We start from the raw sequence: 22,712 nt of genomic DNA on the forward strand, positions 1-22,712 counted from the left end.
CGCAGACGGCCAGCGGGTGAAAGCCGTTGCCGCGGTCACGGTGGGGCAGGATCAGCGGCGGCTGGCCCCGGCGCGGCATCTCGATCATCGGCAGGCAGAGCGCCCTGTCCGGCGATCCTGGCGCCTGAGCGAACCACTCCGGGTGATCCTGGCGGCGGCGATCACACGTAGGGCTCCGCACCGGTGCGCAGACTGGCCCATTGCGCGGCATCGTGGCCGAACAGGACGGTGGCGCCGTCCTGCTGCAGGCGGGCGATGGTTTCGATCGAGACTATCGCCTGGTCCACGTTCCAGGTGTTCTTCGGAGCGTAGCGTTCATCGAGATGCGCCCGGACGGCGACGGAGTCGGACGCCAGCACGAAGGCGCCATCGCGGTCGAGCACCACGTGCGCCGCCATCATGCCCGGGGTGTGGCCCGGCACGTGCAGCAGGGTGATCCGGCCGTCGCCGAACAGGTCGCGCGCGCCATCGAGCGGCTCGATCGGATTGGGAAGGTCCCATTCGATCGCGCGGTATCCCCGGGATTCGCTGTTCCCGGCCCGGGCGGCGGCGATTTCGGTGGCCTGGATCAGGACCGTTGCGCGGGGGAAGAAGACGTTGCAACCGCAATGATCGGGATGCAGGTGGGAACAGACGACGACGTCGACGTCGCCGGCCGTGACGCCGGCCAGGGGCAACTGGTTGATGACGGCTTGCTGCTCGGCGAAGACCGGCGCCATCAGCCGGGCCAGGCCGCCCCAGCGGGCTTCGGCATTCGTTACGACCGAGGGATGGCAACCGGTGTCGAACAGCACCAGGCCCTGCTTGTGCTTCAGCAGCGCGCAACTGACCGGGAGTTCGATCGTTTCTTCCCGGTCGGCTCCGGGATAATAGATGCCGCGCCGATAGCGTAGACGGCCGCCGGACAACAGATGCATTTTCATGCCAGGGGTCCTTGTTTCTGTACCGCTTCGGAAAGGGCGTCGACGATGGGTTCGCAGTGCGTGCCGCGGCGGCGGTTGCCGGACCGGGCGCCGCGGATCTTGGCGCCGGCAGCCGGGTTTCAATCTGGCGCGGCCGGGGCGCTCGCCGTCCTGGCATCGCCCGGTTGTGCGGCAATGCGACGCCGCATGACGTCCAGCGTGCGCTCGATGTGGTCCCCAAGCGCGGCACAGGCGCGATCGGCGTCCCGGGCGAGCGCGGCATCCTTGATCGCCGCATGCTCGGCATGGACATTGCGCGGCACGCTGCGCGTGGTCAGGGCAGCCCGCCGGTAGCGCTCGGTCTGCTGGTACAACACCCCTTGCACGTAGTGCAGCCAGCGCGAGGGGCAGCTGCTGAGCAAGGCGGTGTGGAAGTCCTGGTTGCGGGCCTCCCACTCCGCCCACAACTGTTCACGCGTCTCCTCGGTCAGCCGTTGCTCGACCCTGGAGAGACGGTGGAAAGCCGCGACAACCGTCGCTTCCCAGGCGTCGCCGCCATGGACAATGGCCTGGCGCAGCGCCTCGCACTCGACCAGCTTTCTCACCTGGGTCAGATCGGCGAGGTCGTCCACCGACATCGGCGCCACCCGGAAGCCGCGCTGGCCTTCGGCCGTTACCAGGGCTTCGCCGATAAGCCGCGTCAGCGCCTCCCGCAGCGTACTGCCGGAAACGGCGTAGTGCTCCTTCAGCACCTCGGTGCGCAGCTTCATGTCCGGTGGCAGCGTGCCGTCCACGATGTCGCGGCGCAGCGCCGCATAGACGCTCTCGACCAGGGTACGGGCGCTCGACGCCGGGCTCACGGGTTCGGCGAGCGGATCATGGCGGCTGGCAGCCGGCCGCAGCGGCGGGTGATTCTCGATTCGAGACATAGGGTAACGCTAACCCGGATTCTCGGAAATTTCCATAGTCCTCTCTCGAAAGCATGTACACGGCACGGAACGCAAAACAACGATATTTTTGTGAATATCGATATTCCTGTTGACAGCCGATAACGCCGCCCTATGGTGCGCGTGTGGACCGGCTGACGCAGGACAGCGCCACGCCGGCAATAAACGGCCAAGCATAAGGGGCAGCGCACATGGGGCGCGCAGGGTGGGAAGAAGCAGTCGAACACGGGGCAGCGCCGCCCGCCCGTGTGCGCGTCACCGGGTTGCGGCGCGACGCTTACGTCGAGTTCGTATTTTCGCTCGGCGACGACACGCTCACCGTCGAGCTCATCCTGCCGTTCGCCGGCTTCGCCGAGTTCTGCGCGCAACGCCGCGCCACGATCGAGACGCCGGCGCCGGACATCGGCGCGCAGATCGAGCGGCTCGCCTGGCGCCTGCGCCGGCCGGAGCTGTTCCGGCAACTCGGCTACATCGCGCTGCCCGCGCAGGCGGCGCCTGCCAGCAGTGGCGTAACGACACAGTCATAACCGGGAGAACAACGTGACCGTCGATCTCAAGACGATTGCGATCGAGCCGAAGCGCCAGACCTTCGGCCACATCGCCCGCCGCTTCGGCGCCGATCGGCCCGCCACGCGGTACGAGGAAGCAACGCTGGATGTCCAGGCGACGGCCAACTTCCACTACAAGCCGCTGTGGGAACCTGAATACTGGCATTACGACGTGCGCAAGACGCAGATCGTCATGCAGGACTGGTATTCGCTGCGCGACCCCCGCCAGCTTTACTACGCCACTTATAATATAGGCCGCGCCGGCTGGAACGGGGCCTGCGAGCGCAACTTCGCCCTGGCCGAGAAGCGCAACCTGCTGGGTGGGCTGGACCCGGCCCTGCGCGGGCGGATCGAGCGGTTCCTGCTGCCGCTGCGCCACGCGCACTGGGGCGCCAACATGAACATGAGCGAGGCGTGCCAGCGCGGCTACGGCACTGCGGTCACCGCGCCGTGCATCTTCTCGGCGGGCGACCACCTCGGCATGGCGCAGATCGTCAGCCGCATTGGCCTGCTGCTGGACGGCCAGACCGGCCACAGCCTGGACCGGGCCAAGGAGAGTTGGATGACCGATCCGGCCTGGCAGGGTGTGCGCCGACTGGTCGAGGACAGCTTCGTCGAGCGCGACTGGTTCCGCCTGCTGGTGGAACAGACGCTGGCGATCAACAGCGTGGTGTTCGGCCTGATCTACGACCGCGCCGACGCCGCCTGGGACAGCGCCGCGACCACTGTTTCGCTGCTGACCGAGTTCATGGCCGACTGGCGCGACGACGAAGGCCGCTGGGTCGACGCTGTCATCAGTGGCGCCGCCGCCGAGAGCGAGGCCAACAAGCAACTGATTTCACGCTGGGCCGCCCGGGCGATCGACCGTGCCGCCGCCGCGGCGCGTCCGTTGGCCGCGGCGCTGCTGGGCGACGAAGCCGCCGCCGAAGCCGCCGCCAACGACGCCCGCACGCGCGCCACCCGGCTCGGTGTGACGCTCGATGCGTAATGCAGGCACAGTTGGCCAGCTGGCGGCGATGGCAGTCCGAAGGTTGACAACGGCAGCGGCCGTTACTTCCCCGTCATGTCCGTTACTTCCCCGTCATGTCCGTTACTTCCCCGTCACGGCCGTTCTCTCTCCGTCATGGCCGGGCGTGTCCCGGCCATCCACCCCCCGCCGCCGCAGCGCAGATGGCCGGGACACGCCCGGCCATGATGATGGGCCGGGGACCTTGCCCCGATCGACCTTGAGCGCCAGCGAGACCGCATTCTGATAATAAAGGAACTCCAGGAATGGCCCAGTTCGCGTCACTGACGCTGCAGCAGACCGATGCCGCGCGTCCGATCATCGAGGCGATCATCGCCGACAATCCCGGCGTGCGCGTCCTCAATATGCCAGGTGCCGTCAAGCTCGACTGCGACGGCAAGCTCACCGTCAACCGCGCCTCGGTCGAGCAGCGCATCGGCCGGACGTGGGACCCGCAGGAAATCCACCTCGTGCTGATCTCGATGGCCGGCAATCTCGACGAGGACGACGACCACTTCACCATCGCCTGGCGTCACTGAGGAGGCGCGATCATGTCCGCACGCAAGCTCGGCCTGAAGCAGCGCTATGCGCTGATGACCCGCGGCCTGGACTGGGAAACCACCTACCAGCCGATGGAGGAGGTCTACCCCTACGACCGTTTCGAGGGCATCAAGATCCGCGACTGGTCGGAGTGGGAAGACCCGTTCCGCCTGACCATGGACAGCTACTGGAAGTTCCAGGCGGAGAAGGAACGCAAGCTGTATGCCGTGCTCGACAGCTTCGCGCAGAGCAACGGCCAGACCGGCATCTCCGACCCGCGCTACATCAACGCCATCAAGCTGTTCATCACCGGCGTCTCGCCGCTGGAGTACCAGGCGCATCGCGGCTTCGCCTTCACCGGGCGGCACCTGCGCGGCGTCGGCCCGCGCGTCGCGGCGCAGATGCAGTCGCTGGACGAGCTGCGCCATGCCCAGACGCAGATCCACACGATCAGCCACTACAACAAGTTCTTCAACGGCATGGCCGAGTGGCCGCACATGCACGACCGGGTGTGGTACCTCTCGGTGCCGAAGTCGTTCTTCGACGACGCACGCACTGCCGGCCCGTTCGAGTTCATGATCGCCATCGGCTTCGCCTTCGAGTACGTGCTGACCAACCTGCTGTTCGTGCCGTTCATGTCGGGCGCCGCCTATAACGGCGACCTCGCCACGGTCACGTTCGGGTTTTCGGCGCAGTCCGACGAGAGCCGCCACATGACGCTCGGCATCGAGGTCATCAAGTTCCTGCTGGAGCAGCATCCGGACAACCTGCCGATTGTGCAGAAATGGGTGGACAAGTGGTTCTGGCGCGGCCACCGCGTGCTCGGGCTGGTGGCGATGATGATGGACTACATGCTGCCGAAGAAGGTGATGTCCTGGAAGGAAGCCTGGGAGATCTACTTCACCGAGGCCGGCGGCGCGCTGTTCCAGGACCTCGCGCGCTATGGCCTGCGCCCGCCGAAATACGCCGACGTCGCCACCGCCGAGGCCGAGCACATTTCGCACCAGAACTGGTGCACCTTCTACCAGTACACCCACGCCGCCGCCTTCCACACCTGGCTGCCGACGGCGCAGGAGATGGACTGGCTGTCGGAGAAGTATCCCAACACGTTCGACAAGTATTATCGCCCGCGTTATGAGATGTGGGCGCAGATGGAGAAGGACGGGCACCGCTTCTACAACATGGCGCTGCCGCAGCTGTGCACCACCTGCCAGATCCCGATGGTGTACACCGAGCCCGGCGACCCTACCACCATCGCCTTCCGGCAGTCCATGTACAAGAACGAGCGGTATCATTTCTGCTCCGACGGCTGCAAGGACATCTTCGACGCCGAGCCGGAGAAGTTCGCGCAGAGCTGGCTGCCGGTGCACCAGATCTTCCAGGGCAACTGCGGCGGCGCGACCGTGCCCGACGTGCTCGACTGGTACAAGCTGAAAGTCGGCGAGGACAATTTGGACTTCGGCCAGTCCCCGGACAGGAAGACCTGGGACGAATGGCAGGCCAGCAAGTCGCGGCTGGCCGGTTGAGGGAGCAGGCACCATGAGCGTCATCGCCATCCGCCCGGACTACGAGGCTCACACCGAGGTCCGCGATCGGCTCGGGAACTTCCACGGCAACCAGGTGGTCTATGTGCACTGGGAGAAGCATCTCTCCTTCTGCGCCGCGATCGCTTTTCCGTTGCCGCCGGACATGCCGTTCGGCGCCTTCATCGACAACGTCATCAAGCCCCACTACGCCCCCCACCCGCAGGCCGAGGCGATCGACTGGGCGGCCGTCACCTGGCAGATCGACGGCGCCGACGCGACACCCGATCTCGGGAAATCGCTTGCCGAAAACGGCGTCGGCCACAAGTCGATTGTCCGTTTCTGGACCCCCGGCCTCGACGGCTACCACGGCTCGGCGTCCTGACATGCCGACGCTGAGCATCGAACCGCTGGGACAGGCCATCGAGGTACGCAGCGGGCAGACCATCCTGGATGCCTGCCTGCGCGCCGGCATCTGGCTGCCGCACGCCTGCGGCCACGGCCTGTGCGGCACGTGCAAGGTGGACGTGCTGGAGGGCGAGGTGTCGCTGGGCGACGCCTCCGCCTTCGCGCTGATGGATTTCGAGCGTGACGAAGGCAAGGCGCTGGCCTGCACCTGCACGCTGCTGGGCGACGTCACCATCGAAGCCGACATCGACGAGGACCCCGACGCGCAACTGATCCCGGTCAGCGACTTCATCGGGACAGTAACCGCGGTCGAGGACCTGACGCACGACGTCAAGGGCATCACGCTGGCCTTGCCGCCGCCGGGCATGCACTTCCAGCCCGGCCAGTATGTGAACCTGGAAATCCCCGGCGTCACCGGCCCGCGCCCGTTCTCGATCGCCAACGCGCCGGGCGAGGGCGACAAGGTATGGCTCCAGGTCCGGCGCGTGCCGGACGGCGCCGCGACGGGGTGGCTGCACACGGAGCTGCGCCCGGGGCAGCAGCTTCGTCTCTCCGGTCCGTACGGCCAGTTCTTCGTGCGCAAGTCGCGCGGCGGGCCGCTGCTGTTCCTCGCCGGCGGCACCGGCGTCTCCAGCCCGCGGTCGATGATCCTCGACCTGATCGAGGAGGGCTACGACCAGCCGATAACGCTGATCCACGGCGTGCGCACGCAGGCCGATCTGTATGGCCAGCAGGAATTCGCTGAGTTGGCGGCACGGCATGCCAACTTCCGCTATGTCCCGGCGCTGTCGCAGGAGCCGGACGGCAGCGCCTGGGCGGGCGAGCGGGGCTTTGTGCACGACGTGGCGCAGCGCCTGTTCGGCGGCGGCTTCGCGGGGCTGACGGCTTATCTCTGCGGTCCGCCGCCGATGATCGAGGCGTGCCTGCGCACGCTGATGCAGGGCCGGCTGTTCGAGAAGCACATCTTCACCGAACGCTTCCTGACCGCGCAGGACGGCGCGGCCAAACGCAGTCCCGTGTTCCGCAAGGTGTGACGGCGATGGACCAGACCGAAATCCGCACTGTCCACCGCATCCGCGTGCCCGGCACCGACATCGACGTGCCGTGCCGCCCGCAGCAGAACGTGCTCGACGCGTTCGAGCGCCGCGGCCTCTGCCGCGACATCAGGATCGGCTGCCGCAACGGCGGCTGCGGCGTGTGCCGCGTGCAGGTGCTGGAGGGCACGGTGCGTGCGGACCGCATGGGCGCCAACCACGTGACCGCGGACGAGCGCCTGGCGGGCTACGCGCTCGCCTGCCGTATCTACCCGGAGAGCGACCTGCTGATCGCAGCCGCTCCACGCAACCCGTGCGCCACCCGGGCGCGGACGGACGAAACCATTGCTACAGCAGACCGCAGGTTAGTTGGGACGCAGACGGCCTGTCTTCATCGTCATGGCCCGGCTTGTCCGGGCCATGACGAGTGAGGTGCGCCGTCGCCGTGTCTCAACCAACCTGCGGTCTGCTGTAGCGAAACCACCAACCAATAACCCAAGGAGCAGTTTTCATGGCCATTACTGGTGTTCTGCGTCCCGGCCTGTGCCAGATCCGGGTTCTCGACATGGCCGCGGCCAAGACCCACTACATCGACCGGGTCGGCCTCGACTTCGTCGGCGAAGGCCCGGACGGGCGGGTCTATCTCAAGGCCTATGACGAGTTCGACCGCCACAGCATCGTGCTGCGCCAGGCCGACGAGTCAGGCTGCGACCTGTTCGCCTTCCGCGTCGCCCGCCCGTCCGACCTCGACAGCTTCGAGCAGCGGATCAAGGACTACGGCTATACGGTCTATCATGTCGAAGCCGGCGAGATGCCCGGCGTCGGCCGCCGCATCGGCACCGTTATACCCTCGGGCCACCGCATCGAGCTGTACGCCGAGATCGAGATGGCCGATCGGCACCCGCCGATCACCAACCCGGACCTGTGGACCGACGAGCCGCACGGCATGCGCCCGATCCGCATGGACCATGCCCTGCTGTATGGCCCGAACATCGAGGAAGTGCAGGACTTCTTCGAGAAGGCGCTGGATTTCCGCTGCGCCGAGAAGGTGATGCTGCCGGACGGGCTGCTGGCCACCTGGCTGACCTGCAGCACGAAGGCGCACGACATCGCATTCGTGAAGCATCCCGAGCCCGGCAAGTTCCACCACGTTTCGTTCTTCCTGGAGGACTGGAACGCCGTCGGCTGGGCCTCGGACATCATCACCCGCTACAACATCTCCCGCGACATCGGCCCGACCCGCCACGGCATCACCCGCGGCACGACGATCTACTTCTTCGATCCGTCCGGCAACCGCAACGAGGTGTTCGCCGGGGGCTATACTTATTACCCGACCGACCCGACACGGATGTGGGACGAGACCGAGCTGGGCAAGGGGATCTTCTACTACGAGCAACAGCTCAACGAGCGCTTCCTGACGGTCGTGACCTGAGACGAGGCAGGCCGTGCGGATTGCTCGCTATGACGTTTTGGCAACGACTGTGCGTCCCAGTCAGCCTACGGCTTGCCATGTCAGGGCCTTGGCGGGTGCGGCGTTAATGCCCAGCCGTCATGGTCGGGCGTGCCCCCATGCATATCAGGATAATGGTGGTTGGAGAAAGGTTTGCCGGCGCGGCCGCTCTCTCTTCGTCATGGCCGGGCGTGTCCCGGCCATCCACCCCCCGCCGTCGAAGCGCGGATGGCCGGGACACGCCCGGCCATGACGATAGGGAGATGACCTCGCTCCACCCGCCCCTCGGCGCCAGCGAAACCACATTTTCATAGCAGGACCAGAAATGAGCACTGATATGCTTGCGCACCCGGCCCCGCCGGTTGCCACGGGCATCCGCGACGCTCGTCATTTCATCAATGGCACGTTCACCATGGGCGGCACCGGCCGATCCTGGCAGAACCGCTGCCCGGTGGACAACAGCGTCATCGGCACCGTCCCCGAAGGCGGCGAAGCCGAGGTCGACCAAGCGGTGCGTGCCGCCCACGCGGCGCTGCGCGGCCCGTGGGGCAAGATGACCATCACCGAACGCACCGACCTGCTGGCCGGCGTCGCCGACGAGATCACCCGCCGCTTCGATGAGTTCCTGGAGGCCGAGTGCCTCGACACCGGCAAGCCGAAATCGCTCGCCTGCCACATCGACATCCCCCGCGGTGCCGCCAATTTCCGCATGTTCACCGAGGTGGTGAAGACCCATGCGGACGAACTCTTCCGCATGCCGACGCCCGACGGCAAGGGCGCGCTCAACTACAGCCTGCGCCGCCCGAAGGGCGTGATCGCGGTGATCTCGCCGTGGAACCTGCCGCTGCTGCTGATGACCTGGAAAGTCGGCCCGGCGCTGGCCTGCGGCAATACCGTCGTCGTCAAGCCCTCGGAGGAGACACCGCTGACCGCCACGCTGCTTGGTGAGGTGATGAACACCGTCGGCGTGCCCGCCGGCGTCTACAACGTGGTGCACGGCTTCGGCCCGAACGCGGCCGGCGAGTTCCTGACCCGCCATCCGCTGGTGGACGGCATCACCTTCACCGGCGAAACCCGCACCGGCGAGGCGATCATGCGCCAGGCGGCCGTCGGCCTGCGCAACGTGTCGTTTGAGCTTGGCGGCAAGAACCCCGCCATCGTCTTCGCCGACGCCGATCTGGACAAGGCGATCGAAGGCACCCTGCGCTCCTGCTTCGCCAACTGCGGCCAGGTCTGCCTGGGCACCGAGCGCGTCTATGTCGAGCGCCCGGTCTTCGAGGCGTTCGTCGCGCGCCTCAAGGCCGGCGCCGAAGCCCTGCGCCACGGCCGTCCCGGAGACGCGGGCACCAGCATCGGCCCGCTGATCTCGAAGGAGCACCAGGCCAAGGTGCTGTCCTACTATCGCCGGGCCGTCGAGGAAGGCGCCACCGTGGTAACCGGCGGCGGCGTGCCCGAGATGCCGCCCGAGCTGGCCGACGGCGCCTGGGTGCAGCCGACGATCTGGACCGGCCTCGCCGACGACAGCAGCGTGGTGCGGGAAGAGGTATTCGGCCCGTGCTGCCACATCCGCCCGTTCGACACCGAGGAAGAAGCGGTCCGGCTAGCCAACGACACCCATTACGGCCTCGCCGCCGCGGTCTGGACCGAGAACCTCTCGCGCGCCCACCGCGTCGCGGCACAGCTCGAGGTCGGGATCTGCTGGGTGAATTCCTGGTTCCTGCGCGACCTGCGCACCCCGTTCGGCGGGGCCAAGACCTCGGGCATCGGCCGCGAAGGCGGCGTGCATTCGCTCGAGTTCTACACCGAACTCACCAACGTCTGCGTGAAGCTCTGACATGACCAGCCAAACCAACATCGCCGCCGAACGCCTGTGGACGGCGGCGGCCAGCCTCACTCCCTGCGCGCCGATCCGCGACCTGATCGAGCCGACCGACGTGGAAAGCGCCTATGCGGTGCAGGAGATCAACACCGTCCGCCACCTCGAGTCCGGACGCCGCCTCGTTGGCCGCAAGATCGGCCTGACCGCCCGCGCCGTGCAGAAGCAGCTCGGCGTCGATCAGCCGGACTACGGCATGCTGTTCGCCGACATGTCGGTGTCCGACGGCGAGCCGATACTGCCCGGCGCGGTGATGCAGCCGAAGGTGGAGATGGAGATCGCCTTCGTCATCGGCCGCGACCTGACGCACGAGCAGCTCACCATCGCCGACATGCTCGGCGCGGTGGAATACGCGCTGCCGGCGATCGAGGTCGTCGGCAGCCGCATCGCCAACTGGGACATAAGGCTGGCCGATACCATCGCCGACAACGCTTCCTCCGGCCTGTACGTGCTGGGCGCGGAGCCACGGAAGCTCGGCAGCTTCGACCTGCGGCTGTGCGGCGGCGTGATGGAGAGCCGCGGCGAGCCGCTCTCGGTCGGCGCGGGCGTCGCCTGCATGGGCAATCCGCTGAACGCCGCGCTGTGGCTGGCGAAAGTCATGGTGAAGACCGGCCGCCCGCTGCGGGCCGGCGACGTCATTCTCTCCGGCGCGCTCGGCCCGATGGTGGCGGCGCAGCCGGGCGACACGTTCGACGTGCGCATCAACGGTCTCGGCAGCGTGCGCGCCGCCTTCGCGAAGGAATAGATCATGGCCAGGATCAAGTGCGCCATCATCGGGTCGGGCAACATCGGCACCGACCTGATGATCAAGGTGATACGGACGTCGCAGCATCTGGAAATGGGCGCGATGGTCGGCATCGACCCGGACTCGGACGGCTTGGCCCGTGCCGCGCGGCTCGGCGTGCCGATCACGCATGAGGGCATCGACGGCCTGACGCGCCTGCCGGGCTACGACGCGATCGGCGTGGTGTTCGACGCCACCTCGGCCAAGGCGCATATCCGGAACGACGCCATCCTGCGGCGCGACGGCAAGAAGGTGATCGACCTGACGCCGGCCGCCATCGGCCCCTACACCGTGCCGGTGGTCAACATGGCCGGCACCGTCGATGCGCCGAACGTCAACATGGTCACCTGCGGCGGGCAGGCGACGATCCCCATCGTCCATGCCGTGCGCCGCGTGGTGGAGCGCCTGCCATATGCCGAGATCGTGGCCTCGATCTCGTCCCGCTCGGCCGGCCCCGGCACGCGCGCCAACATCGACGAGTTCACCGAAACCACCAGCCGCGCGATCGAGAGCGTCGGCGGCGCCGAGCGTGGCAAGGCGATCATCGTCCTCAACCCGGCCGAGCCGCCGCTGATGATGCGCGATACGATCTTCTGCCTGTCGCAGGGCGGCACGCAGGACGCGATCGAGCAGTCGATCGAGGACATGGTCGTTTCCGTGCAGAAATACGTCCCCGGCTACCGCCTGAAGCAGAAAGTGCAGTTCGAGCACATCGGCGACAACGCGCCGGTGCGCATCCCGGGCCTCGGCCGCATCGCCGGCCTGAAGACAACGGTGTTCCTCGAGGTGCAGGGCGCCGCGCACTACCTGCCGGCCTATGCCGGGAACCTCGACATCATGACCTCCGCCGCGCTGGCGACCGCCGAGACCTGGGCGGCGCGCGTGGCGCAGAAGGAGCTTGCGTAAATGGCCCGCCCGAACCCCGACAAGCTGTATGTGCAGGACGTCACCCTGCGCGACGGCATGCACGCCGTGCGCCACCAGTATAAGTTGGACACCGTGCGCGGCATCGCCCGCGCGCTGGACCAGGCGCATGTCGACGCCATCGAGATCTGCCACGGCGACGGCATCAACGGCGCCTCGTTCAACTATGGCTTCGGCAGCGACGACGATACCGACTGGGTTGCCGCGGTGGCGGCGGAGGTCGGCAACGCCGTGGTGACGGTGCTGCTGATCCCCGGCATCGGCACCGTGCATGACCTGAAGCACGCCTACGATGCCGGCGCGCGCAGCGTGCGGATCGCCACCCACTGCACCGAGGCCGACGTCTCCCGGCAGCATATCGAGGCGGCCCGTGCGCTGGGCATGGACACCATCGGCTTCCTGATGATGGCGCACATGATCCCAACGGAAAAGCTGGTGGAGCAGGCGCTGCTGATGGAGAGCTACGGTGCCGAGTGCGTCTATGTCACCGACTCCGCCGGCGCGCTGCTGCCGGCGCAGGTCAGCGAGCGGGTGCGCGCCTTCCGCGACGCCCTGAAGCCGGAAACCGAGATCGGCATCCACTGCCACCACAACCTGACCATGGGCGTGGCGAACTCGGTGGCCGCGATCGAGGCCGGGGCGGTGCGCGTCGATGCCTCGCTCGCCGGCATGGGCGCCGGCGCCGGCAACGCCCCGCTGGAGGCGCTGATCGCCGTGCTGAACCGCATGGACATCGCGACCGGCTGCGACCTGTATGCCCTGATGGACGCCGCCGACGACCTGGTGCGGCCGCTGCAGGACCGTCCGGTGCGGGTGGATCGGGAGAGTCTCTCGCTGGGCTATGCCGGGGTCTATTCCAGCTTCCTGCGGCATGCCGAGACCGCCTCGCGGCAATACGGCATCGACACCCGCACCATCCTTGGCGAACTCGGCCGGCGCCGCATGGTCGGCGGGCAGGAGGACATGATCGTCGACGTTGCACTGGACCTGCTGAAGCAGGGAGCGGACGCATGAGCACCCTGGTTGAATTCGCCCGGATCGTCGATGAAGCGGCGCGCACCGCGTCCGCGATCCCGCAACTGACCGAGACGCATCCGGCGCTCTCGGCCGAGGAAGCCTATGCCGTGCAGGCGCTGTCCGTCGCGCGCCGGCGGACGCGCGGGGAGAAGCGCGCCGGCTACAAGATGGGCCTGACCAGCCGCGCCAAGATGCAGCAGGTCGGCGTCAGCGAGGTGATCTGGGGCCGGCTGACCGATGCGATGCGGGTGGAGGAGGGGGGCGAACTCAGCCGCGCCCGCTTTGTGCATCCGCGCGCCGAGCCCGAGATCGCGTTCATCATGCGCCGTCCGCTGGAAGGGCGCGTGACGGCGGCGGAGGCCCTGGCGGCGGTGGAGGCGGTGTCGCCGGCCATTGAGATCATCGACAGCCGCTACAAGGACTTCCGCTTCGCGCTGCCGGACGTGATCGCGGACAACTCGTCGTCCTCGGGCTTCCTGCTGGGCGCCTGGTACCGGCCGGAGACCGACGTCGCGAACCTCGGCCTGCTGGTAGAGGTGGACGGGCAGGTGGTCCAGGTCGGCTCCAGCGCCGCCATCCTGGGGCATCCGCTGCGCTCGCTGGTCGCAGCGGCGCGGCTGATCGCGGCGGCGGGCGAGCGGCTGGAGCCGGGCGACATCGTCCTGGCGGGCGGCGCGACGGCGGCGCATGCGCTCAGCCCCGGGCAGTTCGTGCGGGCCGAGTTCGAAGGGCTTGGCAGCGTCAGCTTCACCGTCGTTTCCTGAGAGAGGTCCGCCATGCCGATCGTCGATATCACGCTGATCGAAGGACGCAGCGACGAGGCCAAGGCGCGGCTGTGCGCCGGGGTGACCGAGGCCGTGGTCTCCGCCATCGGCGCGCCGCGGGAGGCGGTGCGCGTCATCCTGCGGGAGGTGCCGCCGCAGCATTTTGCTGTCGGCGGCGTGACCAAGGCGGCCGTGAAGCCGCCGGCATAGCGCCCCGGCCGAGCAACGGCGGTCCAGGCATGAACGGCTGAGCCAGGACGATGCGACGGCCGATCGGCGTTGTGTCCGGCAGACGGCCAGCCAGTCCCGGCGGCCGTTGCGCACAGGCGCCGAGGCTCGGCTGGCCGGGCTGGACCCGCCGGCGGCGCAGGGCTCCGGCGCTGCGCCGGCGGCGTGGTCCGGTTTCCGGCCTGGGGCAACCGGGACGCTGGCACAGGGGTGGCTGCGTCAGGTCAGCCTGCGGTCGCGATCCACCCGGGCGTGCGGGATGGTGGGCGTGATCCGGCCGCGTTCGCCGCGCCGGCGGTCAGGAACCACGGTAGGCGGTTACCAAACGCGGCGGGCGGTTGCCCTCGGTGATCCAGACCGTGGTGATGCACGGGTTGCGACCGTCCTGTGTTCGTTCCGAACACGGAACGGCATGCTTGATCCCGTGTGAAGATTGGGATGTTTCAGCAATGTCGTTGTGCAGCGGATGCGCCCGCAGCGTGTCACGCAGGATATGCCATGCGTCGCGCGTGAACCCGAACGCCTGGAACAGCGCTGCCTTGCCCTTGTTTTCCTGATCATCGGGATTCAGCAGGTCGTCACGAACCTTCTTTTCTTCGACCAATGCCGACTCGGCATCGGGCAAGCGGCTCATGCAGGGAGGTTGCCGGCTTCGAGCGTGACGACGGCATGAAACGGCGTTTCGAATTCGACCTCGTAGCCGATACCATCGCCGTAGGCCGCGACGACCGTGCCCCGCGCGCGCTTCGGGAGTAGCCGGCCTTTCACCTCTATGTCATGGGGACGAACGGTCGAGAGTTCGGGAAACGCATAGCCAGCCGGTTCCGGGCGTCCATCAGCGTCCTGATGCCGCGGGGCATTCCCGGCGATCTCATTTCATCGTACCAAACCGCCCTCCACCCAATCTGTAAGTCGTTATACTGGCACACAATTTCCGATCCTCCCAATGATCATTCCGGGAGCCGGGCGCGGCGGCATCCGGTCACGTTGGTGCGGCCGGCATCCACATCCAGGCCGATCAACGCATGGCGGCGGTGCCGGGGCAGCCAATCGGCCGTGCGGAGCGGGATGTCCTGCGGAACCTGTGCATCCTGGCAGGGGGCGAACGCGCGCATGCGGTTGTTCAGGCCGCGTGAAGCAATGCAAGCAGGTGACAGCTTCCAGCCTGCTTGGCGCCATCCCGACGCGGCACAGCGCATGCTACCACAATGCCGCCGACATGCGGTAAACAGGCGCCATTGCCTCTCCCGGACGAGGTCATGCACACGCTGATCGAACAGCACCGCGCCGAGATTGCCGCATTATGCCGCCGCTACGGCGTGCGGCAACTGGCGGTGTTCGGGTCCGCCGCCCGAGGCTCGGACTTCGACCCGGCAACCAGCGATGCCGACTTCCTGGTGACCTTCACTGCCGAGGCCAACTACGACCTGGCCGGGTTTGCCGACTTCAAGGATGCCCTGGAGGCCCTTCTCGGTCGGCCGGTCGATCTGGTCGGTCGCGGGGCGGTGGAAGAAAGCCGCAATACCATCCGCCGCCGTCGCATTCTGAGTGAAGCCGAGCCAGTCTATGGCTGAACGCGTTGGCGGCGATGCGGCGTTGTTGCTGGATATGTTGCTGGCGGCGCCTGAAGCCAGTGGATTTGTCAAGGACCTGGACAAGGCCGCTTTCCTGGCAAGCCGGCTGCACCAGAACGCCGTGATCCGGTCCCTGGAGGTTATCGGCGAAGCCGCGGGCAAAGTGTCATCCGCGATGCAGGCGGCACACCCGGAGATCGCCTGGCGGCAAATCATTGGCATGCGCCTCGGCTGATCCACGGTTACGCCGAGGTCGAGCTGGACGTGGTCTGGTTCGTCTTGCAGCAGCGCCTTGACCCGCTGATCGCGTCTCTGACGCCGCTGGTGGCCGAGGAGGGCAGGGACGCGGGTTGAGAACGCCTCGTCACGGGGTGATTATGGTCAACATGAGCCGCTGAACGTTCCGAGCGAGGGCCGTGTACACGTTGGTTGATCAGCGCCGCGCCGATATTGCCCTGGTGTGCCGCCAGTACGGCGTGCGCCGGTTGGCGGTATTCGGCTCGGCCGCGCGGGGCACGGATTTCGATCCCGCCACCAGCGATGGCGACGTCCTGGTCGCGTTCGAGCCGGATAGCCGCTTGCCCCCGCTGCGGCGGTTCTTCGGTCTTGCCCAAGCTGCGGCAGTTCTTCGGTCTTGCCGAGGCGCTGGAGGGGTTGCTGGGGCGCCCGGTCGACCTTGTGGAGCGGGGCGCCATACGGAACCCATACATCCTGGCCAGCATCGAACGCGCGCATGAGGTTGTTTATGCCGCGTGATGCCCGGGCATACTTGTGGGACGAGCCAGGCGCCGCTGCCGCGATCTCGGGTTTCGTCGCTGGCCTGGATGCTGCCACTTATGCGGCAAGCGATGGTGTTCACGCCGCGGTGGAGTGGACGTTCGGGATCATGGGTGAGGCGCTGAACCAACGTGCGAAGCGGGACTCCTTCCCTGGCGCGCCGCATCCCCGATCGTCGTGACATCATCGCTTTCCGCAACCTGCTGATCCACGGCTATGCGATGGTTGACCACGATCGTGTCTGGCAGATTGTCAGCCAATCCCTGCCGGAACTGCGCACAGCCGTCGATGCCCTGCTGGCTGAGCTGGGGCCGCCGGAGGCGTAGGACCCGGCGCTGCGCCGGCGCTTGAACGCCGTGGTCCGGTTTCCGGCTTGGTTCAGCCGGGACGCTGGCTCAGGGACGGCTGCGTCAGGTCAGCAACCGGTTGCGTTTCACCCGGTCGTGCGGGGCGGCGAGCGTGATCCGGCCGCATTCGCCGCGCTGCGGGCGGACCACGCGGTCGCCCTTCCTGGTGCGCAAGGTCCCCTCGCTCTTGTAAGGCAAACCACGGACCTGTCCGCTCAAAGATCTCATCTCCGTATTGCGCAACGGGCGAGTTCTTGTCTGTAGTTTCCAGGCGACGTTTCTTCTCCGTGGCGCTGAATTAGCGCCACGTACCCGGAACGATGATGGCGGCGTTGGATGACTTACGCGGCTTTGGCGGTGGGCGGCGCTGACGCCCCGCCTGTGCCTGCCGGAGCAGCCCCGATTTTCCCCCAGATCGCCGCGATGAAGGCCGCTCGCCCGACCTCGCGGAAAATCCGGGCGATGCCGGCCTGGATCAGCCCGGCGGTGCGGGTGTCGGGCGCGCGCCAGGGGGCGGGTTGAGCCAAGCCAGCCAGGTGCGCCGGATCAGTGAAGGCCAGCATCTGCGGGATCGCGTAACCGACCGCCCGCACCGTGACCCAGCGCATCAGCGCCTGGCGCGACTGCTGCCAGGCATCCTTCAGGCCAAAGCCGTGCTTGAGGTTCCGGAACAGCGACTCGATACACCATACAAGACACCGCTGATAATTTGACAGGATTCGACGAATCCCCGAGACTCGGCCTCCAAGCGCTGTGCGCGTTGGTGCGCTGGCTTGGATCACGCGATGAGCGAGGGGGTATCCTGTCCGGTCTGGGAGACGCTGCCGGCCGAACGGCAGCAGGGTCTGGTGCGCACACTCGGCCACATGGCGATGCGCCAGATCCGCAACCCGTCGAACACCCAGCCGAGCGTCGGGGAGGCCGCCGATGATGACGAACGGGGATCTCATGTCACGGCCGCCCGGCGGCCTGTCGGAGAAAATCCTGCGGCAGCATCGAGACCGTCTGGCAATTGTCTATATCCGCCAGTCGACGGTGCAGCAGGTTGAACGCCACCAGGAATCGACCCGGCTGCAATACGCCTTGGTCGAGCGCGCCTTTGATCTCGGCTGGGCGCGGGAGAGCATCGTGGTGGTCGATAACGATCTTGGCCGCTCGGGCGCCACAATCGAAGGCCGGCTCGGCTTTCAGCGCCTGGTGGCCGAAGTCGGGCTCGGCCGTGTCGGTCTGGTGCTCGGGGTGGAGATGTCGCGTCTGGCCCGGTCGAACCGGGACTGGCATCAACTGCTGGAGATCTGCGCGCTGTTCGACACGCTTATCGCCGATGTCGATGGCGTTTATGATCCCGCCCACTTCAACGATCGGCTGTTGCTCGGGCTGAAGGGGACGATGTCGGAAGCGGAACTGCACATCCTCAAGGCACGGATGCTGGCCGGGCGGCGTGCCAAGGCGCGGCGGGGCGAGCTCGGCAAGCCGGTGCCGATGGGCTATGTGCGGCGCCCGTCCGGCGAGGTGGCGCTTGACCCGGACGAGCAGGCACAGGCCACGATCCGGCTGGTGTTCGCGCTGTTCGAGCGGTTTCGCACCGTCGGCAAGGTGTTGAGCTATCTGGTCGCGCACGACATCCGGATGCCGGTGCGCATCGCTGGCGGCCCCAACAAGGGCGAGCTTGACTGGCGCCGTGCCAACCGGCCGACGCTGCACAACCTGTTCGGTAACCCGATATACGCCGGTATCTACGCCTATGGCGTGCGCACGACGGAGCGGCGGCGGCAGAAGCCGGGGCGGCCGGGTACCGGGCGACGCCCGCCGCGTGCCGGCGAGGCCGAGGTGTTGCTGCCGGACCGGCTGCCAGCCTACATCAGCCGCGCGCAGTTCGACCGCAACCAGGCGCAGCTTTGCGCCAACCGCACGGAGAATACCGGTCCGACGCATGCCGGCACCGCGCTGCTGTCGGGCCTGGTGGTGTGTGGCCGCTGCGGCTTGCGCATGACAGCAGGCTACAACAACAACGGCCATGCGGCGCGCTACATCTGTAGTGGCGAGAATTCAAGCTATGGCACGGCTTTCTGCCAATCGCTGAAGGCGGCTCCGGTTGACGCGCAAGTAACGTCTATCGTGCTGCAAGCATTGCAGCCGGCAGCACTGGAAGCCAGTCTTGCGGTTGCCACCGATCTGCAAGCCGAGCGCGCCGCGCTCGAGCAACAGTGGCGTCAACGTCTGGAGCGTGCGCAATACAAGGTCGACCAGGCACGCCGGCGCTATACCAGCACCGAGCCGGAGAACCGGCTGGTGGCACGAACGCTGGAGCGGGACTGGGAGGAAGCCCTGGCCGAGCAGGTGCGGCTGACGGCCGAGCATGACCGCTTCCGGCGCGAACGCCCGCAAGCGCCGGGGCCGGGAGAACTCGCCGCGATCCGGCAACTGACGACGGATCTGCCGGCTTTGTGGCAAGCGCCGACGACGACCGGCGAAGACCGTCAGACCATCGTGCGGCTGTTGCTGGAGCGCGTTCTGCTGACCGTGATCGACGCCACCGAGCAGGTCCGCCTGGACTGCCATTGGCATGGCGGGAGCAAAACGAGCCACACGCTGATCCGCCCGGTGGCGCGGGTGACGGCCCTCAGCACCTATGCCGCGCTGCTGGCACGTGCCACGGATCTGCATCGGGCGGGTCACGGCTGCGCCAATATCGCGGCGATCCTCAACCAGGAAGCTTGGCGACCGCCGAAGCGGCGCGACACCTTCAACGCCGCCATGGTGCGTCGCCTGCTGACCGCCGCAGGCGTGATCGAACCCGCGCCGCGCCGGCCCCGGATCGTCTCGGAGCGACGGCCGGATGAATGGACGATCCGCGAACTGGCCGCGGAACTTGGCGTGCCGCAGCCAACGCTCTATCACTGGGTGCAGACCAAACGCCTGCCCAGCCGCTCGGTCAAGGCCGGTAGCGGGTCTGCGACGTTGGTCACCGCCGACGCTGCCACGATTGCCAATCTGAAGACGATCCGGGCAACGCCGCCGCCTTGGCGCCGATTGCCGCCGCCCGGGAGGACTACCAACCACGCAACCCTTGATTCTTGAGAGCCGCCATGACTGGTCGATATCCACCGCCCAGCGTTTCGCGTATCCGCTGATCACCAGCTCTGCGCACAGCCCCGGGTCGGTGCAGATCAGCAGCCGCTGCTGGCGCGGCTTGTCGCGCCGGTCGGGGCGCTCGAGTTCCACTCACACTGCCCGCACCACCCGCCCGCGCAGGAAGCGTGCGGCAGCCAGGCAGGTGCGATAGCGCACGACCTGCATCTTGCCGTAGAGGATCGCGGCGCTGCGCTGCGCCGGCAATGCCGCAACCCGCTCCGGCGTCAGCCGCGCGCCATACTTGCGCGACCGCCCCTGGCGGCGTTTGCGCGGCGGCTTGGGCACATCGAACAGCGCGAGGTCGCGGCGCGCGCAGCCGATCACGGTGTGGCCGGCGGCCAGCGCACGCTGGATCAGCCAGGCGCGCATGAACCAGGCATCCAGCAGCAGCCGCACGGGACCGAGCCGCTGGCCGAGCAGGCGCAGCAGCAGGCCGGCGCTGCGCAGCTTGCCGCGGTTGGTGCCGCGGCGGACCAGGCGCAGCAGCAATGGCACGGCGCCGACGGCGAAGGCGTTGCGCTCGATCACCGCGGCCAGGCACAGCCAGCCCTGGCCGCGCAGGAATTTCGGCCGGTTCGGCTTGGCGTTGTGGTTGTGATGCGTCAACGCGCCCGGCGCCGCGGTCGACACCCGCTCGACCACCGTGTCATCGATCACGACATACCAGACCGCCGGGCGGAACAGCGTCGTCAGCACCTCAAGCAGGGCGGCCCAGACCCGCAGCCAGGACCAGCGCCCCTGCTCGAGGAACCAGTAGTACGTGCTCCAGCCACGCGAGAGGCCGCCGGCCAGGATGGCGTCGGTGACGTGGCCGCCCTTGGTGACGGCGGCACCCAGCAGCAGGTCGAGGAAGGTGGTGCGCGTCCGCGCCGGCACGGCGGCGGTGAGGCGGGCGATGATGCTGGCCAGGATCGGCGGGATGGCGGAGCAGGACATCGGGTGAACCCCTTGCGGTGAAGGCCGTTCAGCCTCAACGCAACACCGGGGAAAGGTTCGTCATGACCGCCGATCCCGCTATCCTCAAGCGCATCCGCGGCTGTCCGTTTGCCCGCGGCGGGCGGGTGCAGGTGCGCTTCCGCGCCAACGGCTACAGCCTGTTCGCGCGCCGCTCCGGCGAGCCGTTGGCACGGCTGCGGCTGACCGGCAACGGCGATGAGGTCGTGCTGCTCTACCCCTCGCACCGTGGTGGCTGGGGCGCGCTGGGCGATTTCGGCGCCGACGTTATGCCGCTCGACGAGGCGCTGCAGTGCCTCAGCGACAATCCATACTTTCTGGAATTGCGCCAGACATACGGCTGAGCCGCGTCAGCGTATCGATACGAAAAGCGAAGGCCGTTCCCTGGAAACTACAGGATTCCAAGCCAAGGGGGAAAACCAACGGTTCCAAAGTGGACGCGGTTTAGTGGGTCACCTGCCTCGAAATGTGCCATAATGGCGGTTGATCGCTGGGAAGGTGGCAGATGTCCCGACAGCAAAAGGATCCGTTACGTCCGTTGCGGGATACCGAGCGGGTTTCGCTGGTTCGATTGAGCCGCTCGGCCAGCGCCCCGGCGGCGCAGGTCGGCCGTGCTCGGGCTTTGTTGGCTGTGACTGGAGGACAGAGTTACACGGCGGCTGCGCAGCTTGTTGGCCGCCGCACCGGCGATACCGTGGCGCGCTGGATTGCGGGTTTCAACCATACCGGGCTGGCCGCCGTCGTGCCGCGCCATGGCGGTGGCCATCCGGTTCGCTATGGCGAGGTCGAGCAACGCCGTATCCTCGCCGAGGTTGCCCGACCACCGGACCGCGCCCGTGATGGCACGGCGAGTTGGTCGCTGAACACGCTCGGGCAGCTCTGCGTCGGGCCGAGGATGGTCTGCCCGGCATCAGCACCTACACGATCGGCCGTACCCTACACGCGGCTGGTTTCAGTTGGCGGAAGAGTCGGACCTGGTGCGAGACTGGCGTGGTGGTGCGCAAGCGCAAGCAAGATGGCTTGGTCAGCGTCATCGATCCCGATGCCGCCGCAAAAGGGGGCTGATCGAGCGGGCCTACACGCAAGGCGCTGGTCTTGGCCTGGCGGTGTGGTGCGCGGACGAGGCCGGTCCGTTCCAGGCCGTGCCGCATCCGGGCAGTTCATGGCGGCCGCAAGGTCAGCCCGCCACGCAGGCGCACGAATACATCCGCGGCGGCACGACCAAAATCCTGACCCTGTTCCATCCTGCCACCGGACAGGTGTATCTACAGTCAGCCACCTCCTGCACCAATGCTGTCCTGCATGGCTGGCTCAAGACGGAACTGACGGCGATCCTGGCAAGGCTGCCAACACCAAGCGAACCGGTTGATGCGGCAGCGACCCGAGCCGCATGGCGGGTGTGGCAGGACGGGCTGACAGAACCCTTTACTTTGCCCGAACGGTTGCCCCCGCTGCGCCTGCTGCTCGTGTGGGACAATCTCGCCGGTCATAAAAGCACAGACATGGTGCTGTGGCTGTGCCAGCACGGTATCATGCCACTCTATACGCCACTCGGCGGCAGTTGGCTGAACATGGCCGAGTCCATCCAGCGCATCCTCAAGCGCCGGGCGCTGGCGGGCCAGCATCCTCAGGCGCCCGCCGAGATCGGCACCTTGGTTCGAGCAGACCGCCGAGGCCTGGAACCGCCAGCCCACACCCTTTGTCTGGCATGGCAAGCGCCGCCAGCGACGGCGCAAGCGGCGCGGTGACGCCTATGCTGTCGGCGGCTCGCCAGCGCGTGTGCCGCAGCCGCTCTCAGGCCGCCAGAGCCGCCATCATGAATGGCACATTTCGAGGCAGGTGACCCACTAGTACACCTCGCCGGAAGAACGAACCCCATTTCGACGGCCGCTCACGCAGCGAGCGGCTTGCCGGTCATGGTCCACTTGAACGGCTTGGCGAGGGTGCGGTTGAAGTAGGCGATGAAGGCCTCGA

The 22,712-nt window shown here is 67.3% G+C and carries 29 protein-coding genes and 2 pseudogenes; 23 read left to right on the plus strand and 8 right to left on the minus strand.

Going from position 1 to position 22,712, the window contains the following annotated elements:
• Positions 1-161: 161 nt before the first annotated feature.
• Complete coding sequence (locus tag CCS01_RS14020) at positions 162-923, minus strand: N-acyl homoserine lactonase family protein (RefSeq protein ID WP_104519430.1); 762 nt, start codon at positions 921-923, stop codon at positions 162-164.
• A gap of 119 nt (positions 924-1,042) precedes the next feature.
• A complete protein-coding gene (locus tag CCS01_RS14025) occupies positions 1,043-1,831 on the minus strand; it encodes an FCD domain-containing protein (protein WP_104519431.1) in 789 nt (262 codons plus the stop codon).
• A 209-nt stretch (positions 1,832-2,040) separates the two neighbouring features.
• Between CCS01_RS14025 and CCS01_RS14030 the strand changes: the two genes are divergently transcribed.
• From CCS01_RS14030 to CCS01_RS14095, 14 genes are all read left to right on the plus strand, one after another.
• Complete coding sequence (locus CCS01_RS14030) at positions 2,041-2,376, plus strand: phenol hydroxylase subunit (protein WP_146101749.1); 336 nt, start codon at positions 2,041-2,043, stop codon at positions 2,374-2,376.
• 13 nt (positions 2,377-2,389) lie between these two features.
• The gene (locus CCS01_RS14035) at positions 2,390-3,385 is read left to right on the plus strand and encodes a ferritin family protein (RefSeq protein ID WP_104519432.1); all 996 of its coding nucleotides are present in this window, start codon (positions 2,390-2,392) and stop codon (positions 3,383-3,385) included.
• Between the two features lie 284 nt (positions 3,386-3,669).
• A complete protein-coding gene (locus CCS01_RS14040; protein ID WP_104519433.1) occupies positions 3,670-3,942 on the plus strand; it encodes an MmoB/DmpM family protein in 273 nt (90 codons plus the stop codon).
• Positions 3,943-3,954: 12 nt separating this feature from the next.
• Positions 3,955-5,469, plus strand: a complete 1,515-nt coding sequence (locus CCS01_RS14045) for an aromatic/alkene/methane monooxygenase hydroxylase/oxygenase subunit alpha (RefSeq protein WP_104519434.1) — start codon at positions 3,955-3,957, stop codon at positions 5,467-5,469.
• Between the two features lie 13 nt (positions 5,470-5,482).
• The gene (locus tag CCS01_RS14050; protein WP_104519435.1) at positions 5,483-5,851 is read left to right on the plus strand and encodes a phenol hydroxylase subunit P4; all 369 of its coding nucleotides are present in this window, start codon (positions 5,483-5,485) and stop codon (positions 5,849-5,851) included.
• 1 nt (position 5,852) lies between these two features.
• Entirely contained in the window at positions 5,853-6,908 is a 1,056-nt protein-coding gene (locus CCS01_RS14055; protein ID WP_104519436.1) for an NADH:ubiquinone reductase (Na(+)-transporting) subunit F, read from the plus strand.
• A gap of 5 nt (positions 6,909-6,913) precedes the next feature.
• A complete protein-coding gene (locus CCS01_RS14060; protein ID WP_146101750.1) occupies positions 6,914-7,339 on the plus strand; it encodes a 2Fe-2S iron-sulfur cluster-binding protein in 426 nt (141 codons plus the stop codon).
• Positions 7,340-7,419: 80 nt separating this feature from the next.
• Positions 7,420-8,340 carry a catechol 2,3-dioxygenase gene (locus tag CCS01_RS14065; RefSeq protein ID WP_104519438.1) on the plus strand — a complete coding sequence of 307 codons (921 nt, stop codon included), beginning with the start codon at positions 7,420-7,422 and terminating at the stop codon, positions 8,338-8,340.
• Between the two features lie 343 nt (positions 8,341-8,683).
• The gene (locus tag CCS01_RS14070) at positions 8,684-10,192 is read left to right on the plus strand and encodes a 2-hydroxymuconic semialdehyde dehydrogenase (RefSeq protein WP_239992157.1); all 1,509 of its coding nucleotides are present in this window, start codon (positions 8,684-8,686) and stop codon (positions 10,190-10,192) included.
• Between the two features lies 1 nt (position 10,193).
• Positions 10,194-10,979 (plus strand): 2-keto-4-pentenoate hydratase, encoded by a 786-nt coding sequence (locus CCS01_RS14075; protein ID WP_104519439.1) that lies wholly within the window; start codon positions 10,194-10,196, stop codon positions 10,977-10,979.
• A 3-nt stretch (positions 10,980-10,982) separates the two neighbouring features.
• Positions 10,983-11,924 (plus strand): acetaldehyde dehydrogenase (acetylating), encoded by a 942-nt coding sequence (locus CCS01_RS14080; protein WP_104519440.1) that lies wholly within the window; start codon positions 10,983-10,985, stop codon positions 11,922-11,924.
• A complete protein-coding gene (gene dmpG, locus CCS01_RS14085; protein WP_104519441.1) occupies positions 11,925-12,956 on the plus strand; it encodes a 4-hydroxy-2-oxovalerate aldolase in 1,032 nt (343 codons plus the stop codon).
• Entirely contained in the window at positions 12,953-13,723 is a 771-nt protein-coding gene (locus tag CCS01_RS14090; RefSeq protein WP_104519442.1) for a 2-keto-4-pentenoate hydratase, read from the plus strand. Before dmpG ends, CCS01_RS14090 begins: the two co-directional genes overlap by 4 nt.
• A 12-nt stretch (positions 13,724-13,735) precedes the next feature.
• A complete protein-coding gene (locus CCS01_RS14095) occupies positions 13,736-13,933 on the plus strand; it encodes a 2-hydroxymuconate tautomerase (RefSeq protein ID WP_104519443.1) in 198 nt (65 codons plus the stop codon).
• Between the two features lie 316 nt (positions 13,934-14,249).
• Here the strand turns inward: CCS01_RS14095 and CCS01_RS14100 are convergent, their stop codons facing one another.
• From CCS01_RS14100 to CCS01_RS33695, 3 genes are all read right to left on the minus strand, one after another.
• A complete protein-coding gene (locus tag CCS01_RS14100) occupies positions 14,250-14,585 on the minus strand; it encodes a DUF6883 domain-containing protein (RefSeq protein ID WP_104519444.1) in 336 nt (111 codons plus the stop codon).
• Positions 14,582-14,719 carry a hypothetical protein gene (locus CCS01_RS33690; protein WP_158258383.1) on the minus strand — a complete coding sequence of 46 codons (138 nt, stop codon included), beginning with the start codon at positions 14,717-14,719 and terminating at the stop codon, positions 14,582-14,584. The genes CCS01_RS14100 and CCS01_RS33690 overlap by 4 nt, the downstream gene beginning before the upstream one ends.
• Before the next feature lie 182 nt (positions 14,720-14,901).
• The gene (locus CCS01_RS33695; RefSeq protein ID WP_158258384.1) at positions 14,902-15,066 is read right to left on the minus strand and encodes a hypothetical protein; all 165 of its coding nucleotides are present in this window, start codon (positions 15,064-15,066) and stop codon (positions 14,902-14,904) included.
• 144 nt (positions 15,067-15,210) lie between these two features.
• Here CCS01_RS33695 and CCS01_RS14105 point away from each other — a divergent pair, with 144 nt between their 5' ends.
• From CCS01_RS14105 to CCS01_RS34650, 5 genes and pseudogenes are all read left to right on the plus strand, one after another.
• Positions 15,211-15,525, plus strand: coding sequence for a nucleotidyltransferase family protein (locus tag CCS01_RS14105; protein WP_104519445.1), 315 nt, complete (start codon positions 15,211-15,213; stop codon positions 15,523-15,525).
• Entirely contained in the window at positions 15,500-15,760 is a 261-nt protein-coding gene (locus CCS01_RS14110; protein ID WP_204848266.1) for a HepT-like ribonuclease domain-containing protein, read from the plus strand. The genes CCS01_RS14105 and CCS01_RS14110 overlap by 26 nt, the downstream gene beginning before the upstream one ends.
• A 241-nt stretch (positions 15,761-16,001) precedes the next feature.
• Positions 16,002-16,049, plus strand: a pseudogene (locus CCS01_RS36100) (hypothetical protein); the annotation flags it as partial.
• Between the two features lie 82 nt (positions 16,050-16,131).
• A complete protein-coding gene (locus CCS01_RS35205) occupies positions 16,132-16,281 on the plus strand; it encodes a hypothetical protein (protein ID WP_239992158.1) in 150 nt (49 codons plus the stop codon).
• Between the two features lie 152 nt (positions 16,282-16,433).
• Complete coding sequence (locus tag CCS01_RS34650; RefSeq protein ID WP_204848268.1) at positions 16,434-16,628, plus strand: HepT-like ribonuclease domain-containing protein; 195 nt, start codon at positions 16,434-16,436, stop codon at positions 16,626-16,628.
• A gap of 84 nt (positions 16,629-16,712) precedes the next feature.
• Here CCS01_RS34650 and CCS01_RS33700 read toward each other — a convergent pair whose 3' ends face one another.
• Together CCS01_RS33700 and CCS01_RS32815 are read right to left on the minus strand one after the other, a co-directional pair.
• On the minus strand, positions 16,713-16,868 hold the full coding sequence (locus tag CCS01_RS33700) for a hypothetical protein (protein WP_158258385.1): 156 nt from the start codon (positions 16,866-16,868) through the stop codon (positions 16,713-16,715).
• Between the two features lie 122 nt (positions 16,869-16,990).
• On the minus strand, positions 16,991-17,599 hold the full coding sequence (locus CCS01_RS32815; RefSeq protein ID WP_146101752.1) for a hypothetical protein: 609 nt from the start codon (positions 17,597-17,599) through the stop codon (positions 16,991-16,993).
• Here CCS01_RS32815 and CCS01_RS14130 point away from each other — a divergent pair.
• Positions 17,598-19,730, plus strand: a complete 2,133-nt coding sequence (locus tag CCS01_RS14130) for a recombinase family protein (RefSeq protein WP_158258386.1) — start codon at positions 17,598-17,600, stop codon at positions 19,728-19,730. The genes CCS01_RS32815 and CCS01_RS14130 overlap by 2 nt on opposite strands.
• Positions 19,731-19,874: 144 nt before the next feature.
• Here the strand turns inward: CCS01_RS14130 and CCS01_RS14135 are convergent, their stop codons facing one another.
• Positions 19,875-20,720, minus strand: a complete 846-nt coding sequence (locus tag CCS01_RS14135) for an IS701 family transposase (RefSeq protein WP_104519448.1) — start codon at positions 20,718-20,720, stop codon at positions 19,875-19,877.
• 62 nt (positions 20,721-20,782) lie between these two features.
• Between CCS01_RS14135 and CCS01_RS14140 the strand changes: the two genes are divergently transcribed.
• The 3 genes and pseudogenes from CCS01_RS14140 (at position 20,783) to CCS01_RS14150 (ending at position 22,486) form a co-directional block, all read left to right on the plus strand.
• Positions 20,783-21,082, plus strand: coding sequence for a hypothetical protein (locus CCS01_RS14140; RefSeq protein WP_104519449.1), 300 nt, complete (start codon positions 20,783-20,785; stop codon positions 21,080-21,082).
• A 161-nt stretch (positions 21,083-21,243) separates the two neighbouring features.
• Positions 21,244-21,453, plus strand: a pseudogene (locus CCS01_RS36105) (hypothetical protein); the annotation flags it as partial.
• A gap of 241 nt (positions 21,454-21,694) precedes the next feature.
• Positions 21,695-22,486, plus strand: coding sequence for a transposase (locus CCS01_RS14150; protein WP_239992159.1), 792 nt, complete (start codon positions 21,695-21,697; stop codon positions 22,484-22,486).
• Positions 22,487-22,712: the final 226 nt, after the last annotated feature.

Origin of the sequence: Rhodopila globiformis (genome assembly GCF_002937115.1) — a bacterium.
Taxonomy (GTDB): domain Bacteria; phylum Pseudomonadota; class Alphaproteobacteria; order Acetobacterales; family Acetobacteraceae; genus Rhodopila; species Rhodopila globiformis.

Bases quoted from the DNA above. Each gene is read 5' to 3' on its own strand.
- CCS01_RS14080 (WP_104519440.1), top strand. From the start codon at position 10,983: ATGGCCAGGATCAAGTGCGCCATCATCGGGTCGGGCAACATCGGCACC.
- CCS01_RS14045 (WP_104519434.1), top strand. From the start codon at position 3,955: ATGTCCGCACGCAAGCTCGGCCTGAAGCAGCGCTATGCGCTGATGACC.
- dmpG (WP_104519441.1), top strand. From the start codon at position 11,925: ATGGCCCGCCCGAACCCCGACAAGCTGTATGTGCAGGACGTCACCCTG.
- CCS01_RS14030 (WP_146101749.1), top strand. From the start codon at position 2,041: ATGGGGCGCGCAGGGTGGGAAGAAGCAGTCGAACACGGGGCAGCGCCG.
- CCS01_RS14140 (WP_104519449.1), top strand. From the start codon at position 20,783: ATGACCGCCGATCCCGCTATCCTCAAGCGCATCCGCGGCTGTCCGTTT.
- CCS01_RS14130 (WP_158258386.1), top strand. From the start codon at position 17,598: ATGTCACGGCCGCCCGGCGGCCTGTCGGAGAAAATCCTGCGGCAGCAT.
- CCS01_RS32815 (WP_146101752.1), bottom strand. From the start codon at position 17,599: ATGAGATCCCCGTTCGTCATCATCGGCGGCCTCCCCGACGCTCGGCTG.
- CCS01_RS14020 (WP_104519430.1), bottom strand. From the start codon at position 923: ATGAAAATGCATCTGTTGTCCGGCGGCCGTCTACGCTATCGGCGCGGC.
- CCS01_RS14055 (WP_104519436.1), top strand. From the start codon at position 5,853: ATGCCGACGCTGAGCATCGAACCGCTGGGACAGGCCATCGAGGTACGC.
- CCS01_RS14100 (WP_104519444.1), bottom strand. From the start codon at position 14,585: ATGAGCCGCTTGCCCGATGCCGAGTCGGCATTGGTCGAAGAAAAGAAG.
- CCS01_RS14090 (WP_104519442.1), top strand. From the start codon at position 12,953: ATGAGCACCCTGGTTGAATTCGCCCGGATCGTCGATGAAGCGGCGCGC.
- CCS01_RS14075 (WP_104519439.1), top strand. From the start codon at position 10,194: ATGACCAGCCAAACCAACATCGCCGCCGAACGCCTGTGGACGGCGGCG.
- CCS01_RS14040 (WP_104519433.1), top strand. From the start codon at position 3,670: ATGGCCCAGTTCGCGTCACTGACGCTGCAGCAGACCGATGCCGCGCGT.
- CCS01_RS14135 (WP_104519448.1), bottom strand. From the start codon at position 20,720: ATGTCCTGCTCCGCCATCCCGCCGATCCTGGCCAGCATCATCGCCCGC.
- CCS01_RS14050 (WP_104519435.1), top strand. From the start codon at position 5,483: ATGAGCGTCATCGCCATCCGCCCGGACTACGAGGCTCACACCGAGGTC.
- CCS01_RS14025 (WP_104519431.1), bottom strand. From the start codon at position 1,831: ATGTCTCGAATCGAGAATCACCCGCCGCTGCGGCCGGCTGCCAGCCGC.
- CCS01_RS14105 (WP_104519445.1), top strand. From the start codon at position 15,211: ATGCACACGCTGATCGAACAGCACCGCGCCGAGATTGCCGCATTATGC.
- CCS01_RS14060 (WP_146101750.1), top strand. From the start codon at position 6,914: ATGGACCAGACCGAAATCCGCACTGTCCACCGCATCCGCGTGCCCGGC.
- CCS01_RS14095 (WP_104519443.1), top strand. From the start codon at position 13,736: ATGCCGATCGTCGATATCACGCTGATCGAAGGACGCAGCGACGAGGCC.
- CCS01_RS14065 (WP_104519438.1), top strand. From the start codon at position 7,420: ATGGCCATTACTGGTGTTCTGCGTCCCGGCCTGTGCCAGATCCGGGTT.
- CCS01_RS14070 (WP_239992157.1), top strand. From the start codon at position 8,684: ATGAGCACTGATATGCTTGCGCACCCGGCCCCGCCGGTTGCCACGGGC.
- CCS01_RS33695 (WP_158258384.1), bottom strand. From the start codon at position 15,066: ATGCGCGCGTTCGCCCCCTGCCAGGATGCACAGGTTCCGCAGGACATC.